The organism is Streptomyces sp. NPDC002817 (assembly GCF_053592055.1).
In genome coordinates, this window is sequence record NZ_JBSFUY010000027.1 from 26,472 (window position 1) to 45,919 (window position 19,448).

The following is a 19,448-nucleotide window of genomic DNA, read 5'->3' on the forward strand; positions in this document are numbered from 1 at the left end:
GTGCGCACGCCTCCCGCTCACCTGATCGCCATTTCGTCCTTCACTCCTATCCCCGCGCTCCGCGGGCCGCAACCTCCGGTGTGAGCAATCGGCGAAGACAACCCAGGCATCTGGAACGTTCCGGACCGAGACTGCCCTGTGAGATACCCAACTCCCCCGCGATTTCCCGATAGGTGAGGTCCATCGGGGAGAGCAGCGCCTCCATCAGACTCGGGCAGCGGCCCGGCAAACGGCGTACGGCATCACGCAGTGCCCGACCGCGGGCCGCCGCGAGGGCGAGGTGTTCGGGGGTGCGGTCCACGTCGTCCGCGGGCTCGGTGCCGTACGGCCGTTCGAGCCGGGTCGTACGACGGGTACGGCGGGACTCCGAGCGGACCGCTCTGCGCAGCCAGCCCTGCGGGTCGGTCGGCGGGCCGTCGGTGTCGAGGCGTTCCAGAAGGCGGAGCCAGACCGCCTGTTCCAGGTCGCCCGGTTCCGTACCGGTGGCATGTGCCTCGGCGGAGGCTTCGGCGGTGAGCAGGGGGCGCAGCGTGGCCACGAGGTCGTGCGTCATATGCCTGACGACGCGGCCGCCCGGGCGGCGGGTTGCCCGGACGGCCCTTTGTCACCCCAACCGGGGTCGCTCGCTCAGCCGTTGACGAAATCCTGGCGGGCCAGCAGGCCGGTGTCCGGGTTGTCGGTGAAGACACCGTCGATGCCCGTGGCGAAGTACGTCCGGTAGGCACCGAAGACATCGCCGTACGCGTCGGCGTCGGTGCCCTTGCGGAACTCGGTCGGCAGGAAGGGGTTCTCGTTGCGCATGGTGTACGGGTGCAGGATCAGGCCCGCCTTGTGCGCGTCCGCGACGAGGCTGGTCGGCGTGGTGAGGTTGCCGTTCGCGTCCTTCGGGATGACCAGGTCGAGGGTCGGGCCGATGCCCTGGGCATAGCCGGCGATCTCCTTGAGGCCCTTGGGCGTGATCAGGTCGGCGACCGTGCGCGGGTCACCCGTCTCGACGAAGTCCCAGGGGCGGCTGGTCGCGGAGGAGAGCAGGACGACCAGCGGGTTGCCGACCAGCTTGTTCAGGCGCTGGATGCTGGTCGGCTCGAACGACTGGAGGATGACCGGCGCGTTCTTGCCGTCCTTGCCGTACTTGCGCAGCAGCTTCGCGACCCGCTCCTCCAGGCCCAGGCCCAGCTTGCGGAAGTACGTGGGGTGCTTGGTCTCGGGGTAGATCCAGACCTGCTTGCCCCGCTTGCGGGTCTGCTCGTCCTGCCACTTCAGGACCTCTTCGAAGGTGGGGATCTCCCAGCGGCCGTTGTAGAGGGTGTTGTGCGGACGGTTGGCCGGGATGCGCTCGATCGCGCGCAGGGTCTTCAGCTCGGCGAGCGTGAAGTCCTCGGTGAACCAGCCGGTGACGGAGACGCCGTCGAGGAGCTTGGTGGTCTTGCGGCCGGCGAACTCGGGATGGTCCGCGACGTCCGTCGTCCCGCCGATCTCCGGCTCGTGACGGCAGACGATGTGACCGTCCCTGGTGGGCACCAGGTCGCCGGCCTCCACGACATGGGCGCCCAGGTCGAGGGCGAGCTGGTACGAGCCGAGGGTGTGCTCCGGCCGGTAGCCGCTGGCGCCCCGGTGGCCGATGATCGTCGGTACGGGCAGGCTCTTCACCCCTCCACCATGCCGGTCCTCGCCCGCTCTCGCGGTACCCGACAGTCCGAGGACCGCTCCGCTCGCACCGAGTACCGCGGCGCCGAGAAGTGCCCGTCGTCCGGTCCCGCCCACCTGCTCGTCCGAGTTCTGCGTTCCCATGAGGGCCCTCCCTGCGTCGGCTCTTCAGTGCGGGCCGATCGTAGGTGCGTGTACATGACGGACGGGAGACCTCCGGCAGAACACGCGGGTGACGCTGGATGTCGTACCGATGGTTTGAGTTGACGACTCATCAGAAGGGGTACGCGATGTCCGTCACATCATGGCCAACGGGTTACGGGCGGTACACCGTGCGCCACCGCAGGTAAACCAGCGTCAACAGTACGTAAGACCTCGGTGAACCCGGCGCACCCGATGTGCACGAGCCCCGGAACCGCGAGTATCGTCCTCACCTGCACAGACATATACCGATTCACTTGACACCGGAGGATCCGTTGTCCCGCTTCGCGCTCATCAAGGCAGTGCTCGGACCGATCATGCGCCTGATGTTCCGCCCACGGGTGGAGGGCGCGGAGCACATCCCGGGAGACGGCCCGGTGATCCTCGCCGGCAACCACCTCACGTTCATCGACTCGATGATCATGCCGCTCTTCTGCGACCGTCAGGTCTTCTTCATCGGCAAGGACGAGTACGTCACCGGCAAGGGCCTCAAAGGGCGCCTGATGGCCTGGTTCTTCACGGGCTGCGGCATGATCCCGGTCGACCGGGACGGCGGGCGCGGTGGTGTCGCGGCGCTGATGACCGGGCGCCGGGTGCTGGAGGAGGGCAAGGTCTTCAGCATCTACCCGGAGGGCACCCGCTCCCCCGACGGCCGGCTCTACCGCGGGCGCACCGGGATCGCGCGGCTGGCCATGATGACCGGTGCGCCGGTCGTGCCGTTCGCCATCATCGGTACGGACAAGGTGCAGCCGGGTGGAGCGGGGATTCCGCGACCGGGGCGCGTCACCGTTCGCTTCGGTGAGGCGATGGAGTTCTCCCGGTACGAGGGGATGGACCGGGATCGGTATGTGCTGCGGGCGGTCACGGACTCCGTGATGACGGAGGTCATGCAGCTGTCGGGGCAGGAGTACGTGGACATGTACGCCACGAAGGCGAAGGCCGCGTAGTACGTCGTCTGCGGGTCGGTGGGGGGCTTGTCGCGCAGTTCCCCGCGCCCCTAGAGGGGCGCGTTTCCCGGAGGCCCGCCATTGCCGTGCCCCACGCCCGGTGCGGGAAACCAGAGCACAAACGTCGAGCCCTCCCCCACCTGGGAAAACAGGCGCACCTGACCTCCGTGTGACTCCACGATCTGTCTGACTATCGCCAGGCCCAGGCCCGCGTGCCGGTCTCTGCCGCTTGCCGTGTTCGCTCGCCAGAATCTGTCGAAGACCCTCGTCCGGTCGTCGTCCAGGATGCCGGGGCCCTCGTCCCGTACTGCCACCCAGAGCCAGTTGGCGCTCCTTCCCGCCGCGACCGTGATCAGCGTGCCCGGTGGGGAGAGGCGTACGGCGTTCGAGAGCAGGTTGCCGACGGCGCGGCGCAGGGCGTCGTGGTCGCCGATGACGGTCAGGCCTGTGGTGAGGCGGCGGTGCAGGGTGAGGCCGCGTTCGACGGCCAGGGGCAGGAACTCCTCGCAGGCCTCCGCCGCCGCTGCCGCGAGGTCGACGTCGGCGTCTGCGAGGGCGGGGGCGTTGCGGCGGGCGGTGGCGAGGAGGTCCTCGACGAGGTGGGTCATCCGGGTGGTGGCCCTGTCGACGCTGCGGGCGGCCGTTCGGCGTTCCTCCTCGTTCGAGTCCTCCGCCGTCAGTACGGCGTCCACGTTCGCGCGGATGATCGCCAGCGGGCTGCGCAACTCGTGCGAGGCGTCGTCGATGAGCTGGCGCTGGGCCCGGAAGGCCTCGTCCAGGCGTTCGAGCATGGAATCGACCGTGTCGGCGAGGTCCCGCAGCTCGTCCTTCGGGCCCTGGAGGCGGATGCGCTGGCTGAGGTCGGTGGCCTGGATCTCGGCGGCGGTGCGGGAGATGGAGCGCACGGGGCGCAGGGCGCGGCCGGAGAGGATCCAGCCCAGGGCGAGGCTGGCGACCGCGACGCCGCCGAGGACGGCGAAGGAGAAGCGGCGGAGGTTGGCGAGGGTCTCGTAGTTGACGGCGGCCTCGACCTCGGCGACCTTGACCGCGTCGAACTCCCCCACCTCCTCGCCGTTCACGATCTTCGTCACCGAGAACTGCCTGGTGACCGGGTGGGCCTCGCCGCCGCGTTCCACGGCGAGGTAGGTGGCGCCCAGGACGAGGGCGGTGAGGACGAAGAGGAGTCCCGAGTAGAGGACGGTGAGCCGGAAGCGGATGGTGTGGGTGAAGGCGGGGAGGGCCTTGGTGAGAGACGGCCGTTTCATGGTGTCTCCTTCAGGCGGTAGCCCTGCCGGATCACCGTCTCGATGAGCGGTTCCTGTTCTCCGGTGACCTTGCGGCGCAGTGAACCGACCGTGACCCGCACGGTGTTGGTGAACGGGTCGGCGTATTCGTCCCAGACGTGTTCGAGGAGTTCCTCGGCCGGTACGACGCGGCCGGGTCGGGTCATCAGATAGTGCAGGACGCTGAACTCCTTCGGGGTGAGCCGGAGTCGGCGGTTGCCTCGGTAGGCCTCGAAGCGGGCGGTGTCCAGGCGGAGTTCGCCGACCTCGACGATGGCGGTGCCGCCGTCCTCGCGGCGCAGCAACGCCCTGATGCGGGCGAGGAGTTCGGGTAGCGCGAAGGGTTTGACGAGGTAGTCGTCGGCGCCTTCGTCGAGGCCGCGCACCCGGTCGGCGAGGCGGTCTCGGGCGGTGAGCATGAGGATGCGGGGGCCGCCGGGGGTGGCGCGGACGGCGCGGCAGACCGAGAAGCCGTCGCCGTCGGGGAGGTTGAGGTCCAGCAGGACGAGGTCGTAGTCGTTGACGGCGAGTTTCTCGGTCGCGGTGTCGACGTCGGGGGCCACGTCCACGGCGTACCCCGCTCTCACCAGCCCGACCTTGAGCGCGACGACCAGGTCCTCCTCGTCCTCGACCACGAGCAGTCGCATGTCCGCCCCCTCGGTCTCCGTTGGTCTCCGTGGCGGTTCAGCCGCCGTCGATGATGGTGCGGGCCGCGGCCGCCGCGTCGGCGACGGGGATGGCGAAGCCGATGCCGATGGAGCCGCCCCGCTGCTGGTCCAACGTCGCGATGGCCGTATTGATGCCGATGACCCGCCCGTCGGAGTCGACCAGGGGTCCGCCGGAGTTTCCGGGGTTGATCGAGGCGTCGGTCTGCACCGCCCGCTGCCGACCGCCCTCGCCCAGCTGTACGTCGCGGTCGAGGGCGCTGACGATGCCGGAGGTGACGGTACCGCTGAGGCCGAGCGGGGAGCCGATGGCGAGGACGGTGTCGCCGACGCCGGGACGCTTGCCGGCGGTGGCCAGCTGGGCGGGGCGCAGTCCGCGTGCGGTCTCGGGCCGGAGTACGGCCACGTCGTGGTCGGGGTCGTCGCCGATCACCTCGGCGCTGAGCCTGCGGCCGTCCTGGAGTTCGACGGTCACGGTGGAACTGCCGTCCACGACATGGGCGTTGGTGAGGATCCGGCCGCGGGTGTCGAAGACGAAGCCTGAGCCCTGGCCGTTGGAGGTGACCACGGAGACGACGCTGGGCAGGACGCGCGCGGCGACGGCTTCCAGGTCACCGGGGGTGCGGGCGGCGGCCGGGGTGGCGGGGTCGTCGTCGCCGAGGGCACCGGCCGTGTATCCGGCGGCGCCGCCTGCGAGCACGGCGGCGAGGAGGACGGTGGCGAGGGGTCGGGGGGTGCGGGGGCCTTTGGGGGGTGGGGGTTTCGGGGTCTCGTACGGAGAGGGAGGCGGAGTGGGTGCCGAAGGTGCGGTCGGGGCAGGGAGCGTCGGGGGGCGGCCGGCCAGGAAGGCGGGGCCGCGCGGGGTGCCGAGGCCGACGGGTGACGCAGGGGCCGGTGGGCCGGGGTGCTCGGGGTCTGTCACGGCTGGCTCCTTGGTCGGGGGGATCGGTGGACCGGCGGCTGTCCGCAGGGCCGTCGGTGGTGGCTGGGCGGCGGCCGGATCCCGGCGCCGGTTCTCGGCACCGCCCCTCCGGGGCAGCCGCCACCACGTGCCCTCGGCCGCCCGTTCAGGGCAGCCTCGAGAACCACAGCAGCGATGTCGCCGCGGCGATCAGCGCGGTGCCGAGGCCCGCTGCCACGAACCACTGCCAGATCTCGCGTTCCTCGGTGCGATGGCCGACGGAGCTGCCGATGTCGTCGTAGACGGCCTGGAGCTCCTCGCCCGTGGCGGCCTCGTGGTAGTCGCCGCCCGTGACGGCGGCGAGGTTCTCCAACGCGGGTCCGTCGACGGGGACCTGGAGGACCCGACCGTCGGGGAACTCGACGACGCCGTCCTCGGTGCCGTAGGCGATCGTCGAGACCGGGATCCTGTCGGCGGCCGCCTCCCGTGCCGCCGACTCGACCGAGCGGCCCACCGTGTTGGAGCCGTCGGAGAGAAGGACGATGTGGGCCGGCGGCGGTTCGGTCTCGGCCCGCTTGTCGAGCGCGCGGATGGCGTTGCGGGCGGCGATGACGGCCTCGCCGATCGCGGTGCCCTGGCCGGTGGTGAGCTGTCGGACGGCCGAGCGCAGCAGAGCGCGGTCGGTGGTCGGCGGAACGGCGACCGTGGCGTTGCCGCTGAACGTGACCAGCCCGGTGTTGAAGCGTGCGGGCAGCCGGTCGACGAAGGCGAGGGCGGCGCGCTGGGCCGCCAGGAACCGGGTGGGCTCCACGTCGGTGGCGTCCATGGACCCGGACGTGTCGAACGCGACGACGATCGTGGCCCGTTCCCGCGGGACCTGCACGTCGGCGGTCGGGCGGGCGAAGCCCACCACCAGCAGGGCGAGCGTGGCGCAGAAGGCGCCCGCCGGGACGTGCTTGCGCCAACCGGGCCGCGCGGGCGCGACCTTGTCGAGCAGCTCGAGGTTGGTGAAGCGGACGGCGTACCGGCCGCGGCGGCGCTGCGTCAGCAGATACGCGGCGATCAGCGCGGCGAGCGGCACCAGGAGCAGCAGCCAGCCGGGTGAACGCAGACCCATGATCCCTCCTTTCCTGCGAGCGGGCGCGTCACGCGGCGCCGCCTCCCGCCCGGCGCCGCTGGTCCTCGACGTACTTCACGACGTCCCGCACCCAGTCCCGGTCCGTGCGCAGCCGCAGATGGGCGGCGCCGGCCCGGTGGATGGTCCTTTTGATCAGGGCCCGCTGCTCCAGCGCGGCCTCGGCGTACCGGTCACGGAACTTCCGCGCGTACGTGGGAACTTCGCGTCGGCGTCCGGTCTCCGGGTCCACGACGGTGAGCAACCCGACGGCGGGCAGCTCGAGTTCACGCGGGTCGACCGTCTCGATCGCCAGCACCTGGTGGCGTCGGGCCACGGTCCGCAGGGGCCGCTCCCAGCCGGTCTCCAGGAAGTCGGAGACGACCGCGACCAGAGCGCCCCGGTCGGGCAGGGCGCGCAGGACGCCGAGGGCGTCGGCGAGGGTGTCGGCGGGTGCACCGGGCGCGACGCGGGGGCGGTCCAGAGCGGCGCGCAGGATGGTGAGCAGGTGCTGTCTACCGGTGCGGGGCGGTATGCGCCGGATGCCGTGCGGTCCCGTACCGCGCGGTCCCTGCGGATGGCCTTCGGGTCCTGAGCCGGAGAAGATCGCGCCGAGTCGGTTCCCGGCGCGCTCGGTCAGGAACGCGACGGCCGCCGCCGCGCCCACCGCAAGGTCCCGCTTCTCCATGCGCGCGGTGCCGAAGTCCATGCTCGCGGAGGCGTCGAGGACGATCCAGGTGGTGAGTTCGCGGTCGGCGAGGGTGAGGCGGACGTGCGGGACGGTGGTGCGGGCGGTGGCGTTCCAGTCCATACGGCGTACGTCGTCCCCGACGACATAGGGCCGGGTCTCCGCCAGCTCGTCGCCGGGGCCGGGCGCAAGGGCCGGGTGGTCGCCCTGGAGGAGGCCGTCGGGGTGTCTGGTGAAGAGCAACTCCAGGTGTTTCAGGGCCTGTTCCGGGGTGAGTTCACGCAGTGTGGGGGTCATGCCACGACCTCTCCGACGTCGGTGGCGGCCTGGCGGGGGCTGATCCGCGGTTGCTCCACGGCGGCGAGGACCTCGTCGACGATCTCGCCCGGTGTGACACCGTCGGCGAGCGCGTCGAAGGAGAGGACCAGGCGGTGTCCGATCACCTCGTGGGTCAGGTCGCTGACGTCGTCGGGCAGGACGTATCCGCGGCCGCGCAGCTGGGCGAGGGCGCGGGCCGCGGCGACGAGACCGAGGGTCGCGCGGGGGCCGGCCCCGTGGGCCAACCGCTGTTCCGGCCCGGCGAGTTCGCGGGTCGCGCAGACCAGTCGTACGGCGTACTCGGCGATCGCGTGGTGCACGAACACCTCGTCGGTGGCGCGCTGGAGGGCGACGAGCCGGGCCGGGGTGAGGACGCGGCGGGGGCTCGGCGGGTCCACACTCATCCGGTAGAGGATGGCCAGTTCCTCGGACTCGCTGGGCGCGGGTACCTCGACCTTGAGCAGGAAGCGGTCGCGTTGTGCCTCGGGGAGGCGGTAGACGCCCTCTGACTCGATGGGGTTCTGGGTGGCGAGGACGAGGAAGGGCTCGGGGACGGACAGGGTCGTGCCGCCGATGGAGACCTGGTGCTCGCCCATGACCTCCAGGAGGGCGGACTGCACCTTCGCGGGGGCGCGGTTGATCTCGTCGGCGAGGACGACGTTGGCGATGACCGGGCCCGGTTCGATGTCGAACGCCTCTTGGGAGGGGCGGTAGATGCGGGTGCCGGTGATGTCGGAGGGGACGAGGTCGGGGGTGAACTGGAGGCGGGCGAAGTGGCCGCCGGCCACGTGGGCGAGGGTCTTCGCGGCGAGGGTCTTGGCGACGCCGGGGACGCCCTCCAGGAGGCAGTGGCCTCGGGCCAGGACCGCGGTGAACATGCGTTCCACCATGCGGTCCTGGCCGACGATGACGCGCTTGACCTCGAAGAGGGCCTCTTCGAGGAGTTTGGCCTCGCCGGTCACAACTCGGAGGCCGGGGTGTCGGTGCCCGTGCTCTTCTCCGGGCAGTCGTGGTCGTTCTCCGTGACGACGAACCGGACCCTGTCGCGGGACGGTTCGTCGCCCTCGCCCACTGCGAGGGCGACTCCACCGCCGGTCAGGCCCGCGGCCGCCAGTACGGCTCCGGTGACGAACAGTTTTCGTGTGCGTCGTGTCATGGAGCCAAGACCATCAGGCCGGGGCGAAAAGGGAGCTAAAGGCAGATGTAGGGGCCGGCTGGGGACCGCACGGCGGCTGCGGGCCGTGGGGGTTGATCGCGTAGTTCCCCGCGCTCCTAGACCTCGTTCTCCAACCGTTGGTCGCGAAGCATGAACCATGCCGCCACCGCCGCTGCCAGCAGGACCGCCGCTCCCAGGCCCGCCGCCAGCGACAGGCCGTCCACGAATGCCTGCCTCGCCGAGTCCAGGAGTGCCGCCGACTGCTGCGCCGGCATTCCTGCCGCCGCCTCCACCGCGCCGCCCAGCGACTCGTGCGCCCCGTCCGGCGTCCCCACCGGACCCGTGAAGTCCCGGTACACGCCCGTCACGATGGAGCCCAGTACGGCGATGCCCAGGGCCGCACCCAGTTCGTACGCCGTCTCCGAGACCGCTGACGCCGAGCCCGCCTGCTCCTTCGGCACGCTCGACAGGATCACGTCCGCCGTCACCGTGAACGAGAAGCCCGCGCCGATGCCGACGACCAGCAGGGCCGCGCCCAGCAGCGGGTAGCCCGTCGACTGGTCGATCACCGTCAGTGAGGCCAGCGCCAGGCCGACCGCCGCCAGGCCGCCCGCGACCACCGAGCGGACCGAGAAGCGACGGGCCGCGCGGCCGGCGAGCAGACCCGCCGCCACCGCGCCGATCGCCGCGGGAAGTTCGGCCAGGCCCGCCTCCAACGGGCGCCTGCCCTGCACGAGTTGCAGGTACTGCGAAAGGAAGAACACCAGACCCGACAGGCCGAGGATGGTCAGCAGGTCGGCCAGGACGGCCGCGCTGAAGCCTCGGTTGCGGAACAGCCGCATGTCCAGCAGCGGGGTCGGCAGGGTCAGCTGGCGGCGGACGAACCAGATCAGCGCACCCGCGCCCAGCAGGGCGACGGCGGCGACCTCGCCGCCGAAGCCGTGGGTGGCGGCCTCCTTGACGGCGTAGACCAGGGCGATCATGCCGACCAGGGACAGGGCCACGCTGAGCATGTCCCACGGGCCCGGGTTCGGGTTCTTCGACTCCGGCAGCAGCTTGATGCCGACGACGACCAGGACCGCCATCACGGGCAGGTTGATCAGGAAGACCGAGCCCCACCAGAAGTGTTCGAGCAGGAAGCCGCCGGCGATCGGGCCGATCGCCGTACCGGCGGAGGCCGTCGCGCCCCAGATGCCCACCGCGAGGCTGCGTTCGCGCGGGTCGTGGAAGAGGTTCCGGATCAGGGCGAGGGTCGCCGGCATCAGCGTCGCGCCCGCCACGCCCAGCAGGGCGCGGGCGAGGATCATCAACTCCGGTGTCGTGGCATAGGCGTTGAGGACCGATATCGCACCGAACGCCGTGGCACCGACGAGGAGTATCTTCTTGCGGCCTATGCGGTCGCCGAGGCTGCCCATCGAGACGAGCAGACCGGCGATGACGAAGGAGTAGACGTCGCCGATCCAGAGGAGCTGGGTGCCGGACGGCTTCAGGTCCTCACTGATGTAGGGGGTCGCGAGACCGAGGACGGTCGCGTCGACGGCCACCAGCAGCACGGCGAGCACGAGGACGGACAGCGCGAGCCAACGTCCCGGGCGCTTGGTCACCACCTCGGTCGTCGACGCCGGCTGCAGGGTGCTGGTCATGATTCCTCTCTCCGTAGTGCTCCGCCGAGCAACAGCTCGACGATCATGTATGGGAAGTCCTTGGCGGCCACCCGGCCCTCCGACACCGCCCAGGCGCCGGAGGCCAGCAGGCCGTACAGCGCCTCGGTGAGCCAGGTCGGCGTGAGGTCGATGCGGAACTCGCCGCCCGCCTGGCCGCGCTTGAACAGGGCCGCGATGCGCTCGTCGATGCGGGTCCAGCCCGCGTTCTGCTCACCCTCGAACAGCTGGTTCTCGCTGTAGAGGAAGGCGAGGAGGGCGGCGGCCGGTTCGATCTCGCGCACCAGTCGCCGTACGGCATCGCTCGCGGGGCCCTCGTCCGGGCACGCCGCGTCCAGGGCGGCCTCGCACTCCGCGATGCCGAGGGCCTCCAGGGCCCGTACGAGCGCGTCGCGCCCGGCGAACTGGCGGTGCAGGGTGGCGCGGCTGATCCCGGCGGCCTTCGCGACCTCGTCCATGGTCGCGGTGGATTTGTGGGTCAGCAGGGCCGCGGCACTGCGCAGCACGTGGTCACGATCGACAGCCATGAGACAACCATAACCCATATGAGACACTCATGTCTCATCATGGGCATGGCTGCCTCATAAGTGACCGTCGAGCCGCGGTTCTGTCAGTGCCAGGGCAACTGACCGCGCCGCGCCCAGTACGCCTGCGGCTCCTCCGCGAGCTCGGCGAGGCGGGCCAGCTGGGCCTCGTCGAGGTCGACGACCGCGGCGTGCAGGTTGGAGGCGAGCTGGCTGCTGGTGGCGGCGCCGGAGAGGACGACACCGGCCCAGGGCAGGCGCAGGATCAGGGCGAGGGCGACCGCGTCGCAGCCGAGGCCCGTCTCCGCGGCCACCGTCTTCAGGGCGTCCGGCGCGTACGGGTCCGCGAGCCTGCCGTTGGCCATGCCCTCCTTGACGATCACGGTCAGTCCGGCGTCGTGGGCCTCGGCGAGGGCGGGGGCGGCCGAGGTCTCCAGGGCGTTGTAGGTGGACTGGACCGTGCGGAAGAGAGGCTCGCCGTCGACCGTCACGGCGAGGGCCGCGCGGATGGCGTCGGCCTGGGCGGGGCCACTGGTGGAGAAGCCGATACTCACGCCCGCGGCGGCCGCTTCGGCCAGCTTCGCGTGGAGGTCCTTGTCGGTGAGGGCCGGGCTGTCCGGGGTCACCGAGTGGATCTGGTAGAGGTCCAGGCGGTCGCCGAGGAGTTCGGCGGTTTCCTTGCGCTGGCGGACGTAGGTCTGGACGCTGTGGTCCTTGACCTCGTGTTTCTCGGCGTCGGTGGTCCAGGCGGCGGTGTAGGTGTAGCCCCATTTGCTGCCTACGACGATGTCGTCGATGTCGGGGCGTGCGTTGAGCCAGTCGGCGAGGAACTCCTCGGAGCGGCCGTAGGAGCGGGCCGCGTCGAAGTAGCGGACGCCCTGGAAGTAGGCGGCGTCCAGGAGTTCATGGGTCCGGGCGCGCAGGGCGTCGACGCTGCGGCTCTCCGGGAGGTCCTGGTCGCGGCCGAGGTTGATGTAGCCGGGGCGACCGACTGCGGCGAGGCCGAAGCCGATGTGGCAGGTGGGGGTTGTCGCTGTGGCCAGGCGGGCGAAGGGCATCGCGGGCTCCGTTGGGTCGGCTCCAGGCTCGATGACCAACTTAACCCGCGATGACCTTCGCTTCAGTGCTCGGGTCGTGCGGTGTTCTGGCGGCTACGGGTGCTTCGTGGTGGCTCGCGCCCACGCGGCGGAGCCGCACATCGATACAGCCCCGCACCCCCGAAGGGGCGCTTCCCTCAGGCCTTCTTGGCAGTTGCCCACTCGTGCTGTGCCGCCACGTCCGCCTTGACCTCCGCCAGCTGGACCGCCACCGCGCTCGGCGCCGTACCGCCGCGGCCGTTGCGGGAAGCCAGCGCGCCCGGCACGTTCAGCACCGTCCGCACCTCCGGCGTCAGATGGGCGCTGATCTTCGCGAACTGTTCGTCCGTCAGGTCGCCCAGTTCCTTGCCCTCGGACTCCGCGGCCTTGACGCACTCGCCGGCGACCTCGTGGGCGACGCGGAACGGCACGCCCTGCTTGACCAGCCACTCGGCGATGTCGGTGGCGAGGGAGAAGCCCGCCGGGGCCAGCTCCTCCATGCGCTCGCGGTGGACCGTCAGGGTGGCCATCATGCCGGTGAAGGCGGGGAGCAGGACCTCGAGCTGGTCGCAGGAGTCGAAGACCGGTTCCTTGTCCTCCTGGAGGTCGCGGTTGTACGCCAGCGGGAGCGCCTTGAGCGTGGCCATGAGGCCCGTCAGGTTGCCGATCAGGCGGCCGCTCTTGCCGCGCGCCAGCTCGGCGATGTCCGGGTTCTTCTTCTGCGGCATGATCGACGAGCCGGTCGAGAACGCGTCGTGCAGGGTCACGAAGGAGAACTCCTTCGTGTTCCAGATGATGATCTCCTCCGCGATCCGGGAGAGGTTCACGCCGATCATCGCGGTGATGAAGGCGAACTCGGCGACGAAGTCACGGGACGCCGTGCCGTCGATCGAGTTGCCGACGCTGCCGTGCTCGAAGCCGAGGTCCGCGGCGACCGCCTCCGGGTCCAGGCCCAGGGAGGAGCCGGCCAGGGCGCCCGAGCCGTACGGGGAGACCGCCGTCCGCTCGTCCCACTGACGCAGCCGCTCCGCGTCCCGGGACAAGGACTGCGCGTGGGCCAGGACATGGTGGGCGAAGAGCACCGGCTGGGCGTGCTGGAGGTGGGTGCGGCCGGGCATCGCCACGTCCGGGTGGGCCTCGGCCAGGCCGATCAGCGCGTCCTGGAGCTCGGCGATCAGGCCGCCGATGATCCGGGCGTGGTCCCGCAGGTACATGCGGAAGAGGGTCGCGACCTGGTCGTTGCGGGAGCGGCCCGCGCGGAGCTTGCCGCCGAGGTCGGGGCCGAGGCGCTCCAGGAGGCCACGCTCCAGCGCCGTGTGGACGTCCTCGTCGGCGATCGTGCCCACGAAGGAACCGTCGGCGACATCCGCCGCGAGCTGGTCCAGGCCCGCGGTCATCCGCGTCAGCTCGTCGTCCGTGAGCAGCCCGGCCTTGTGGAGCACGCGCGCGTGGGCACGCGAACCGGCGATGTCGTAGGGCGCCAGCCGCCAGTCGAAGTGGACGGACGCGGACAGCTTCGCCAGGGCCTCGGCGGGACCGTCGGCGAAACGGGCGCCCCAGAGCCGGACATCACCGCTGTTGCTGCTCACTTGCGTTGCTCCTAGAGAGGGTGTGGCGCCTGCACTGTCATGCATGAGTATGCAGTGCTCTGCATGATTCGTCAATTGCGGCAGGTTCGGCCGCGAATTTAAGAGTCCTTTGAACACGGGAAACCGCTTACCCGTACTTCCCGCCGAACGCAGGCGCCGCGTTTGTACAACCCAGAGACGACGACACCCCTCGACCCTTGTGAGGCATCAGCATGTCCAGGGCTCTTCCGAAGTACAACAAGCGCCGCGTCGCGTTGATCGGCGGTGCCACCGCCCTCGTGCTGACCGGTGCGGTGATCGCCGGTTCCGCCCTCGCCGGAGAGACCTCCAAGAGCAACGGCACGACCAACGCGCAGACCCTCGCCGACCCCGGCACCATCAGCTGCCCGGACGTCGCCTCCCAGCTCCCCGCGATCCCCGCGACCGCGCAGGCCGAGGTCGACCGCAACCTCACCCTCCTGCAGACCCAGATCGACGAGGCCAACAAGCGCCTCGTCGACACCGTGGGCCAGGGCGGAGCCAACTTCGTCCAGAACGCCATCCTCGGCCCGCTGGAGGACAAGCGGATCGCCGTGGTCAACCGGATCGCCACCGCCATCGGCCGCACCGCCGACCGCCCGGCGGGTCTGGAGGCGCTCGCGCCCTGCGCTCTCAACGCGGGCGGTGTCGCCGAGGAAGAGGCGGGAGCGGGCGAGGAGGCCGGCGCCGGCGAGGAGGCCGAGGCGACTCCCAGCGCCACGGCGTCGGACGCCGCGGAGGACACCGGCGAGGAGGCGGGCGAGGACGCGGGCAACGCCGGCGTCGGGACCATCAGCTGCCCGGACGTCGCCTCCCAGCTCCCCGCGATCCCGGCGACCGCGCAGGCCGAGGTCGACCGCAACCTGACCCTCCTGCAGACCCAGATCGACGAGGCCAACAAGCGTCTGGTCGACACGGTCGGCCAGGGCGGACCGAACTTCGTCCAGAACGCCATCGTCGGCCCGCTGGCGAGCAAGCGCACGGCCGCCATCGAGCGCATCGCCATCTCCATCGGCCGTACCGCCGAGAAGCCGCAGGGCCTGGAGTCCCTCGCCACCTGCACGCTCACCCAGTGACGTGACAGGTGCTGTGGCCGCCCCGATTCCAGCGCCGGCCGGGGCGGCCACGGCGGCACCCGTCCATCGGATGCCGCAATTCATTAGACAGGCGAACGAGTTGCACCCATAATCGTTAGACATGGGAAAGACCTATGAACGCATAGACGGCAGGCTGCGCACCTTCATCGAGGCGCAGCCCATTTTCTTCACCGCGACCGCCCCTCTTTCCGGCGACGGCACGGTGAACCTCTCCCCCAAGGGCCTCAAGGGCTCTTTCGCGGTTCTGGACGAACTCACCTTCGCGTACCTGGACTTCGCGGGCTCCAACGCCGAGACGGTCGCGCATCTGCGGGAGAACGGCCGGATCACCCTGATGTGGTGCGCGTTCGAGGGCCCGCCCAACATCGTCCGGGTGCACGGCCGCGGCGAGGCGGTCCTGCGGGACGACCCGCGCTTCGAGGAACTCCTCAGCCACTTCCCGGACATCGACCCGAGCCTGCACGGACTGCGGGCGATCATCGTCGTGACGGCCGAGACGATCCGCGACTCCTGCGGCTACGCGGTGCCCTTCATGACGTACGACGAGGACCGCGATCTGCACGCCAGGCGCTTCGCGCGCGAGGACGACGAGTCGCTGAGCGCCTACTTCGCCCAGAGGCAGATCGCCACGAGCCTGGATGGCCTACCCGGACTGCCACTGCCGCTGCCGCCCTCTACGGTCTGAGCCATGGGCTCCCCCGCCGTCGCCACGGCTCTCGTCTCCGCGTCCCTTCTCGTACTCGGTGCCGCGCCCGGCGGCGGGCAGCCCCTGCCCGCCCGTATGACCGACACCGGGGGCGGCACACAGTTGATCACCGCGGTCGCCGCGAGGACCGGCTCGACCACCGGCACCCTCACCTGGTGGGATCTGCGCAACGGGCAGTGGGTGCGGGCCGGTTCGGCCAAGGCCCGGTTCGGGGCGAACGGACTCGTCGAGGGAGCCTCGCGCAAGCAGAACACCAGCACGACACCGACGGGGCTCTATCACCTGCCGTACGCCTTCGGTATCAAAGCGGCGCCGGGCGGGACGTCGTACAAATACCGTCCCGTGCGCGAGAAATCCTGGTGGTGCCAGGACAACGACTCCCGCTCCTACAACCGTTGGAGCGAGCCCCGTGCCAAGGACTGCCGGGCCGCCGAGTCCGAGCATCTGATCTCGTACGAGAAGCAGTACGCCCACGCCATGGTCATCGGCTTCAACTACACCGAGCCCGTGCGCGGCCGGGGCGCCGGGATCTTCCTCCATGTCAACGGCACTGGAGCGACGGCGGGTTGCGTGTCGGTGCCCGCGGACGCCATGCGGCGGATCCTCGCATGGGCCGACCCCGACGACGATCCGCACATCGCGATCGGCACGACGAGCGGACGTACGGCGATCACCCGGTACTGAGGTGTTACCCCGAGTCACACGAGTCCACCTCGAACTCGACCGGGCACTGAACACACGGGCGTCGCGGCACGTACCTCTGGGCCAAGGGACCACGCCACCCCCCTTGCCCCGCTCCCGGAGGAACCGTGACCACCACGCTCGCAGGCGGCCGCGCCGCCCGCCGCCAGACGATGCGCCGCATCCGTCCGCGCCGCTCCCCGGCCGTCCCGCTGGTGATCGCCCTATGGGCGGGCGCGGCCGCGGTGCTGTGGCTGTGGTGGGACAACACACCGTCCCTCGCGGACAACACCGCCAAGATCCTCGCCGCGGGCCGGATCACCGGTCTGCTGGCCGGCTATCTCATGGCGCTCGTGGTGCTCCAGATGGCCCGGGTGCCCGCCCTGGAACGGCGGGTGGGCTCGGACCGGGTGGCGCGCTGGCACGCCATGAGCGGCCGGTACACGATCTTCCTGGTCGCCGCGCATGTCTTCCTCACCATGTGGGCGTACGCGCTCCAGGCCGGCAAGTCGCTCGGCGACGTGGTCCAGCAGACGATCGACTCGGTCAACACCCTGCCCGACATGGGCAAGGCGGGCATCGGCACCCTGCTGCTGTTCGTCATCGCGTTCCTCTCGATCGGCGGGATCCGCCGGATCATCGGGTACGACACCTGGTACCACATCCACCTGCTGACCTACGCGGTCGTCTACCTGACGTTCTGGCACCAGATCAGCACCGGCAACGAGTTCGCCGTGGAGCCGGCCGCGAAGACCTTCTGGTACGGGCTGTACGGCGTGGTCACCGCGCTGGTGGTCTGGTACCGGATCCTCACCCCGATCCGTCTCAACCTGCGGCACCGGATGTATGTCGAGGCGGTCATCGAGGAGACGCCGGGCATCGTGTCGGTGCTCATCGGCGGCAAGAAGCTGCACCGGATGGGCGCGCAGGCGGGGCAGTTCTTCCGCTGGCGGTTCAAGGCGCCGGGCATGCGGTTCAGCTCGCACCCGTACTCGCTGTCGGCGGCGCCCCGCCCGGACATGCTGCGGATCACGGTCAAGGCGATCGGCGACCACACCGAGCGGCTGCGCGAGCTGACGCCCGGCACCAAGGTGTGGGCCGAGGGCCCGTACGGCGCGCTCACCGCCCAGCGCCGCAGCCGCGGCAAGGTGCTGCTGGTCGCGGGTGGCGTCGGCATCACGCCGATGCGGGCGCTGTTCGAGACGCTGCCCGGGGCGTCCGGCGACATCACACTGCTCTACCGGGCCAACAGCACCCAGGACCTGGCGCTCTGGGACGAACTGGCCGCCATCGCCGACGAGCGGGGCGCCCGGCTGATGTACGCGGTCAACAGTCCGGACGGCGAGCGGCCCGACATCTCGGCGGAGCGGCTGCAGCAGAAGCTGCCGGACATCGACGAGCACGACGTCTTCATGTGCGGGCCGCCCGGCTTCGCACAGGGCGTGTACGAGGCACTGCGCGGCGCGGGTGTACCCGCCCGCCGCATCCATCACGAGTCGTTCGAGATGTGAGCGACAGGAACTTCAAGGACTTCAGGAGCTGTTGAAGCGATGAGGAAGAGTCACCCCCTTCGGCGTGTCGTCCTGGCCGGCGCCGCCACCGTCTCCGGGATCGTGCTGCTGCTGTCCCTGAAGCCGGGGACCGACGCATCCGACGCGTCCGCGGCCGGCGACGCGGCCCCGCAGCAGACCGCGGCGGCCCAGGAGTCCGCGCAGGGCGGCGCCCAGGCGGCCACCGGCACGGCCACCGGGGACGCCGTGGAGACCGAGTACGGGGCCATCCAGGTCCGTATCACCTTCGTCAACAACAAGATCACCAAGGCCGAGACGGTCCAGCAGCCCAAGGGCGGCCAGAGCGACCAGATCACCGGCAACGCGGTGCCGAAGCTCAACGCGGCGACGCTCGCCAAGCAGAGTGCGCAGATCGACACGGTGTCCGGGGCGACCTACACCAGCGAGGGCTACAAGAAGTCGCTCCAGTCCGCCATCGACAAGGGCAACGCGGCGGCCGCGACGGGAGCGTCCTCGCCGGCCCCCTCGGAGAGCGCGGGCAACGCCGAGGCGGCGGCCCCCAAGGTCGTCACCGGCACCGTCTCCCAGACCCAGTACGGGCCCGTCCAGGTCCGTGTCACCGTCACCAACGGCAAGATCACCAAGGCCGAGGCGGTCCAGCAGCCCAAGGGCGGCCAGAGCGACCAGGTCAACGGCAACGCCATCCCGAAGCTCAACCAGGCGGCGGTGGCGGCGGGCAACGCCGACATCGACGCGGTGTCGGGCGCGACCTACACGAGCGCCGGCTACAAGCAGTCCCTGCAGTCGGCGCTGGACCAGGCCGGTGGCTGACACGGTGGCCGAACCGGCAGAAGCTCCCGCCGCGGTACGTCATACGGAGGAGGTCATGGGGACCGTCTTCTCCTTCGACGTCCGCGGCGGGGAACCGGCCGCCGTCGAGGCGGCCCTGGCGAAGGCGGTCGCGGGTCTGCACCGCGCCGACGCCGTCTTCAGCACCTACCGCGACGACAGCCAGATCTCCCGGCTCGCCCGCGGCGAACTGACGGTCGACGACTGCGCCCCCGAGGTCGCCCAGATCCTGGACCTGGGCGCCAAGGCGGAGGAAGCGAGCGACGGCTGGTTCAGCCTGCGCTACGAGGGCCGGCTGGACCCGACGGGCATCGTCAAGGGCTGGGCCGTCGAACGCGCGGCACGCTCCCTCTCCGAGGCCGGGGCGACCGGGGTGAGCCTCAACGGCGGCGGGGACGTACAGCTGCTGGGGACGCCGGGGCCGCAGCGGCCGTGGCGGGTGGGGGTGGCCGATCCGCTGCGGCCCGGGGGCCTGGCGGCGGTGGTCTCGGCGGCGGGTACGACCGAACTGGCCGTGGCGACATCCGGTACGGCCGAGCGCGGCGCCCACATCGTCGACCCCCGCACCGGCCGCTCAGCGGTCACGGACCTGGTCGCGGTGACCGTGGTGGCCCCCAGTGTGACCTGGGCGGACTGCTGGGCGACAGCGGCGTTCGCGATGGGGTCTCGGGAGGGCCTGCGGTGGCTGGAGTCGCTGCCCGACGTGGAGGCACTCCTGATCACGGCGGGCGACGAGGTGAGATGCACAGGGGGCTTGGCATCTCGACTCGGGTGAGTGTCTGTGCCTCGGGGGCGCGGGCCGGTACCGGTTCGCGG

General features: G+C 70.8%; 20 protein-coding genes. 7 read left to right on the forward strand and 13 right to left on the reverse strand.

Annotation, left to right across the window (positions count from 1 at the left end):
• Positions 1–46 precede the first annotated feature (46 nt).
• Together ACWD3I_RS36040 and ACWD3I_RS36045 are read right to left on the reverse strand one after the other, a co-directional pair.
• Positions 47–553, reverse strand: a complete 507-nt coding sequence (locus ACWD3I_RS36040) for an RNA polymerase sigma factor (RefSeq protein ID WP_266894898.1) — start codon at positions 551–553, stop codon at positions 47–49.
• A gap of 74 nt (positions 554–627) precedes the next feature.
• Positions 628–1,791 carry a glycerophosphodiester phosphodiesterase gene (locus ACWD3I_RS36045; RefSeq protein WP_365410780.1) on the reverse strand — a complete coding sequence of 388 codons (1,164 nt, stop codon included), beginning with the start codon at positions 1,789–1,791 and terminating at the stop codon, positions 628–630.
• Positions 1,792–2,105: 314 nt separating this feature from the next.
• Here ACWD3I_RS36045 and ACWD3I_RS36050 point away from each other — a divergent pair, with 314 nt between their 5' ends.
• Positions 2,106–2,795 carry a lysophospholipid acyltransferase family protein gene (locus tag ACWD3I_RS36050; protein WP_266833293.1) on the forward strand — a complete coding sequence of 230 codons (690 nt, stop codon included), beginning with the start codon at positions 2,106–2,108 and terminating at the stop codon, positions 2,793–2,795.
• Between the two features lie 50 nt (positions 2,796–2,845).
• Here the strand turns inward: ACWD3I_RS36050 and ACWD3I_RS36055 are convergent, their stop codons facing one another.
• The 11 genes from ACWD3I_RS36055 to argH form a co-directional block, all read right to left on the reverse strand.
• Positions 2,846–4,060 carry a sensor histidine kinase gene (locus tag ACWD3I_RS36055; RefSeq protein ID WP_365410784.1) on the reverse strand — a complete coding sequence of 405 codons (1,215 nt, stop codon included), beginning with the start codon at positions 4,058–4,060 and terminating at the stop codon, positions 2,846–2,848.
• A complete protein-coding gene (locus ACWD3I_RS36060) occupies positions 4,057–4,725 on the reverse strand; it encodes a response regulator transcription factor (RefSeq protein ID WP_365410787.1) in 669 nt (222 codons plus the stop codon). Before ACWD3I_RS36060 ends, ACWD3I_RS36055 begins: the two co-directional genes overlap by 4 nt.
• Before the next feature lie 37 nt (positions 4,726–4,762).
• A complete protein-coding gene (locus ACWD3I_RS36065; RefSeq protein WP_451084276.1) occupies positions 4,763–5,665 on the reverse strand; it encodes a S1C family serine protease in 903 nt (300 codons plus the stop codon).
• A gap of 145 nt (positions 5,666–5,810) precedes the next feature.
• The gene (locus tag ACWD3I_RS36070) at positions 5,811–6,761 is read right to left on the reverse strand and encodes a VWA domain-containing protein (RefSeq protein ID WP_365395457.1); all 951 of its coding nucleotides are present in this window, start codon (positions 6,759–6,761) and stop codon (positions 5,811–5,813) included.
• Positions 6,762–6,789: 28 nt separating this feature from the next.
• Positions 6,790–7,743, reverse strand: coding sequence for a DUF58 domain-containing protein (locus ACWD3I_RS36075; protein WP_365395460.1), 954 nt, complete (start codon positions 7,741–7,743; stop codon positions 6,790–6,792).
• Complete coding sequence (locus tag ACWD3I_RS36080) at positions 7,740–8,726, reverse strand: AAA family ATPase (protein ID WP_365395463.1); 987 nt, start codon at positions 8,724–8,726, stop codon at positions 7,740–7,742. Before ACWD3I_RS36080 ends, ACWD3I_RS36075 begins: the two co-directional genes overlap by 4 nt.
• Positions 8,723–8,920, reverse strand: coding sequence for a hypothetical protein (locus tag ACWD3I_RS36085; RefSeq protein ID WP_365395466.1), 198 nt, complete (start codon positions 8,918–8,920; stop codon positions 8,723–8,725). Before ACWD3I_RS36085 ends, ACWD3I_RS36080 begins: the two co-directional genes overlap by 4 nt.
• A gap of 116 nt (positions 8,921–9,036) precedes the next feature.
• Positions 9,037–10,563 carry an MFS transporter gene (locus ACWD3I_RS36090; protein ID WP_365395469.1) on the reverse strand — a complete coding sequence of 509 codons (1,527 nt, stop codon included), beginning with the start codon at positions 10,561–10,563 and terminating at the stop codon, positions 9,037–9,039.
• Positions 10,560–11,108: a TetR/AcrR family transcriptional regulator gene (locus ACWD3I_RS36095; RefSeq protein WP_365395472.1), complete on the reverse strand. Its 549-nt coding sequence runs from the start codon at positions 11,106–11,108 to the stop codon at positions 10,560–10,562. The genes ACWD3I_RS36090 and ACWD3I_RS36095 overlap by 4 nt, the downstream gene beginning before the upstream one ends.
• An 83-nt stretch (positions 11,109–11,191) precedes the next feature.
• The gene (locus ACWD3I_RS36100) at positions 11,192–12,163 is read right to left on the reverse strand and encodes an aldo/keto reductase (protein ID WP_365395475.1); all 972 of its coding nucleotides are present in this window, start codon (positions 12,161–12,163) and stop codon (positions 11,192–11,194) included.
• A gap of 176 nt (positions 12,164–12,339) precedes the next feature.
• Positions 12,340–13,770, reverse strand: coding sequence for an argininosuccinate lyase (gene argH / locus ACWD3I_RS36105; protein WP_365395478.1), 1,431 nt, complete (start codon positions 13,768–13,770; stop codon positions 12,340–12,342).
• A 212-nt stretch (positions 13,771–13,982) separates the two neighbouring features.
• On the opposite strand from argH, the gene ACWD3I_RS36110 reads away from it, so the two are divergent.
• The 6 genes from ACWD3I_RS36110 (at position 13,983) to ACWD3I_RS36135 (ending at position 19,407) form a co-directional block, all read left to right on the forward strand.
• Positions 13,983–14,864 carry a hypothetical protein gene (locus ACWD3I_RS36110; RefSeq protein ID WP_365395481.1) on the forward strand — a complete coding sequence of 294 codons (882 nt, stop codon included), beginning with the start codon at positions 13,983–13,985 and terminating at the stop codon, positions 14,862–14,864.
• A gap of 121 nt (positions 14,865–14,985) precedes the next feature.
• Positions 14,986–15,570 (forward strand): pyridoxamine 5'-phosphate oxidase family protein, encoded by a 585-nt coding sequence (locus ACWD3I_RS36115; RefSeq protein ID WP_365395484.1) that lies wholly within the window; start codon positions 14,986–14,988, stop codon positions 15,568–15,570.
• A gap of 3 nt (positions 15,571–15,573) precedes the next feature.
• A complete protein-coding gene (locus ACWD3I_RS36120) occupies positions 15,574–16,275 on the forward strand; it encodes a L,D-transpeptidase family protein (protein ID WP_365395487.1) in 702 nt (233 codons plus the stop codon).
• 125 nt (positions 16,276–16,400) lie between these two features.
• Positions 16,401–17,783: a ferredoxin reductase family protein gene (locus ACWD3I_RS36125; protein WP_365395489.1), complete on the forward strand. Its 1,383-nt coding sequence runs from the start codon at positions 16,401–16,403 to the stop codon at positions 17,781–17,783.
• Positions 17,784–17,822: 39 nt separating this feature from the next.
• Positions 17,823–18,614: an FMN-binding protein gene (locus ACWD3I_RS36130; RefSeq protein WP_365395492.1), complete on the forward strand. Its 792-nt coding sequence runs from the start codon at positions 17,823–17,825 to the stop codon at positions 18,612–18,614.
• Positions 18,615–18,618: 4 nt separating this feature from the next.
• Positions 18,619–19,407 (forward strand): FAD:protein FMN transferase, encoded by a 789-nt coding sequence (locus ACWD3I_RS36135; protein ID WP_365395690.1) that lies wholly within the window; start codon positions 18,619–18,621, stop codon positions 19,405–19,407.
• Positions 19,408–19,448 lie beyond the last annotated feature (41 nt).

Coding starts and splice junctions, on each gene's coding strand:
- ACWD3I_RS36040 (WP_266894898.1), bottom strand. CDS start 553: ATGACGCACGACCTCGTGGCCACGCTGCGCCCCCTGCTCACCGCCGAA.
- ACWD3I_RS36045 (WP_365410780.1), bottom strand. CDS start 1,791: ATGGGAACGCAGAACTCGGACGAGCAGGTGGGCGGGACCGGACGACGG.
- ACWD3I_RS36055 (WP_365410784.1), bottom strand. CDS start 4,060: ATGAAACGGCCGTCTCTCACCAAGGCCCTCCCCGCCTTCACCCACACC.
- ACWD3I_RS36060 (WP_365410787.1), bottom strand. CDS start 4,725: ATGCGACTGCTCGTGGTCGAGGACGAGGAGGACCTGGTCGTCGCGCTC.
- ACWD3I_RS36070 (WP_365395457.1), bottom strand. CDS start 6,761: ATGGGTCTGCGTTCACCCGGCTGGCTGCTGCTCCTGGTGCCGCTCGCC.
- ACWD3I_RS36075 (WP_365395460.1), bottom strand. CDS start 7,743: ATGACCCCCACACTGCGTGAACTCACCCCGGAACAGGCCCTGAAACAC.
- ACWD3I_RS36085 (WP_365395466.1), bottom strand. CDS start 8,920: ATGACACGACGCACACGAAAACTGTTCGTCACCGGAGCCGTACTGGCG.
- ACWD3I_RS36090 (WP_365395469.1), bottom strand. CDS start 10,563: ATGACCAGCACCCTGCAGCCGGCGTCGACGACCGAGGTGGTGACCAAG.
- ACWD3I_RS36095 (WP_365395472.1), bottom strand. CDS start 11,108: ATGGCTGTCGATCGTGACCACGTGCTGCGCAGTGCCGCGGCCCTGCTG.
- ACWD3I_RS36100 (WP_365395475.1), bottom strand. CDS start 12,163: ATGCCCTTCGCCCGCCTGGCCACAGCGACAACCCCCACCTGCCACATC.
- ACWD3I_RS36110 (WP_365395481.1), top strand. CDS start 13,983: ATGTCCAGGGCTCTTCCGAAGTACAACAAGCGCCGCGTCGCGTTGATC.
- ACWD3I_RS36115 (WP_365395484.1), top strand. CDS start 14,986: ATGGGAAAGACCTATGAACGCATAGACGGCAGGCTGCGCACCTTCATC.
- ACWD3I_RS36120 (WP_365395487.1), top strand. CDS start 15,574: ATGGGCTCCCCCGCCGTCGCCACGGCTCTCGTCTCCGCGTCCCTTCTC.
- ACWD3I_RS36130 (WP_365395492.1), top strand. CDS start 17,823: ATGAGGAAGAGTCACCCCCTTCGGCGTGTCGTCCTGGCCGGCGCCGCC.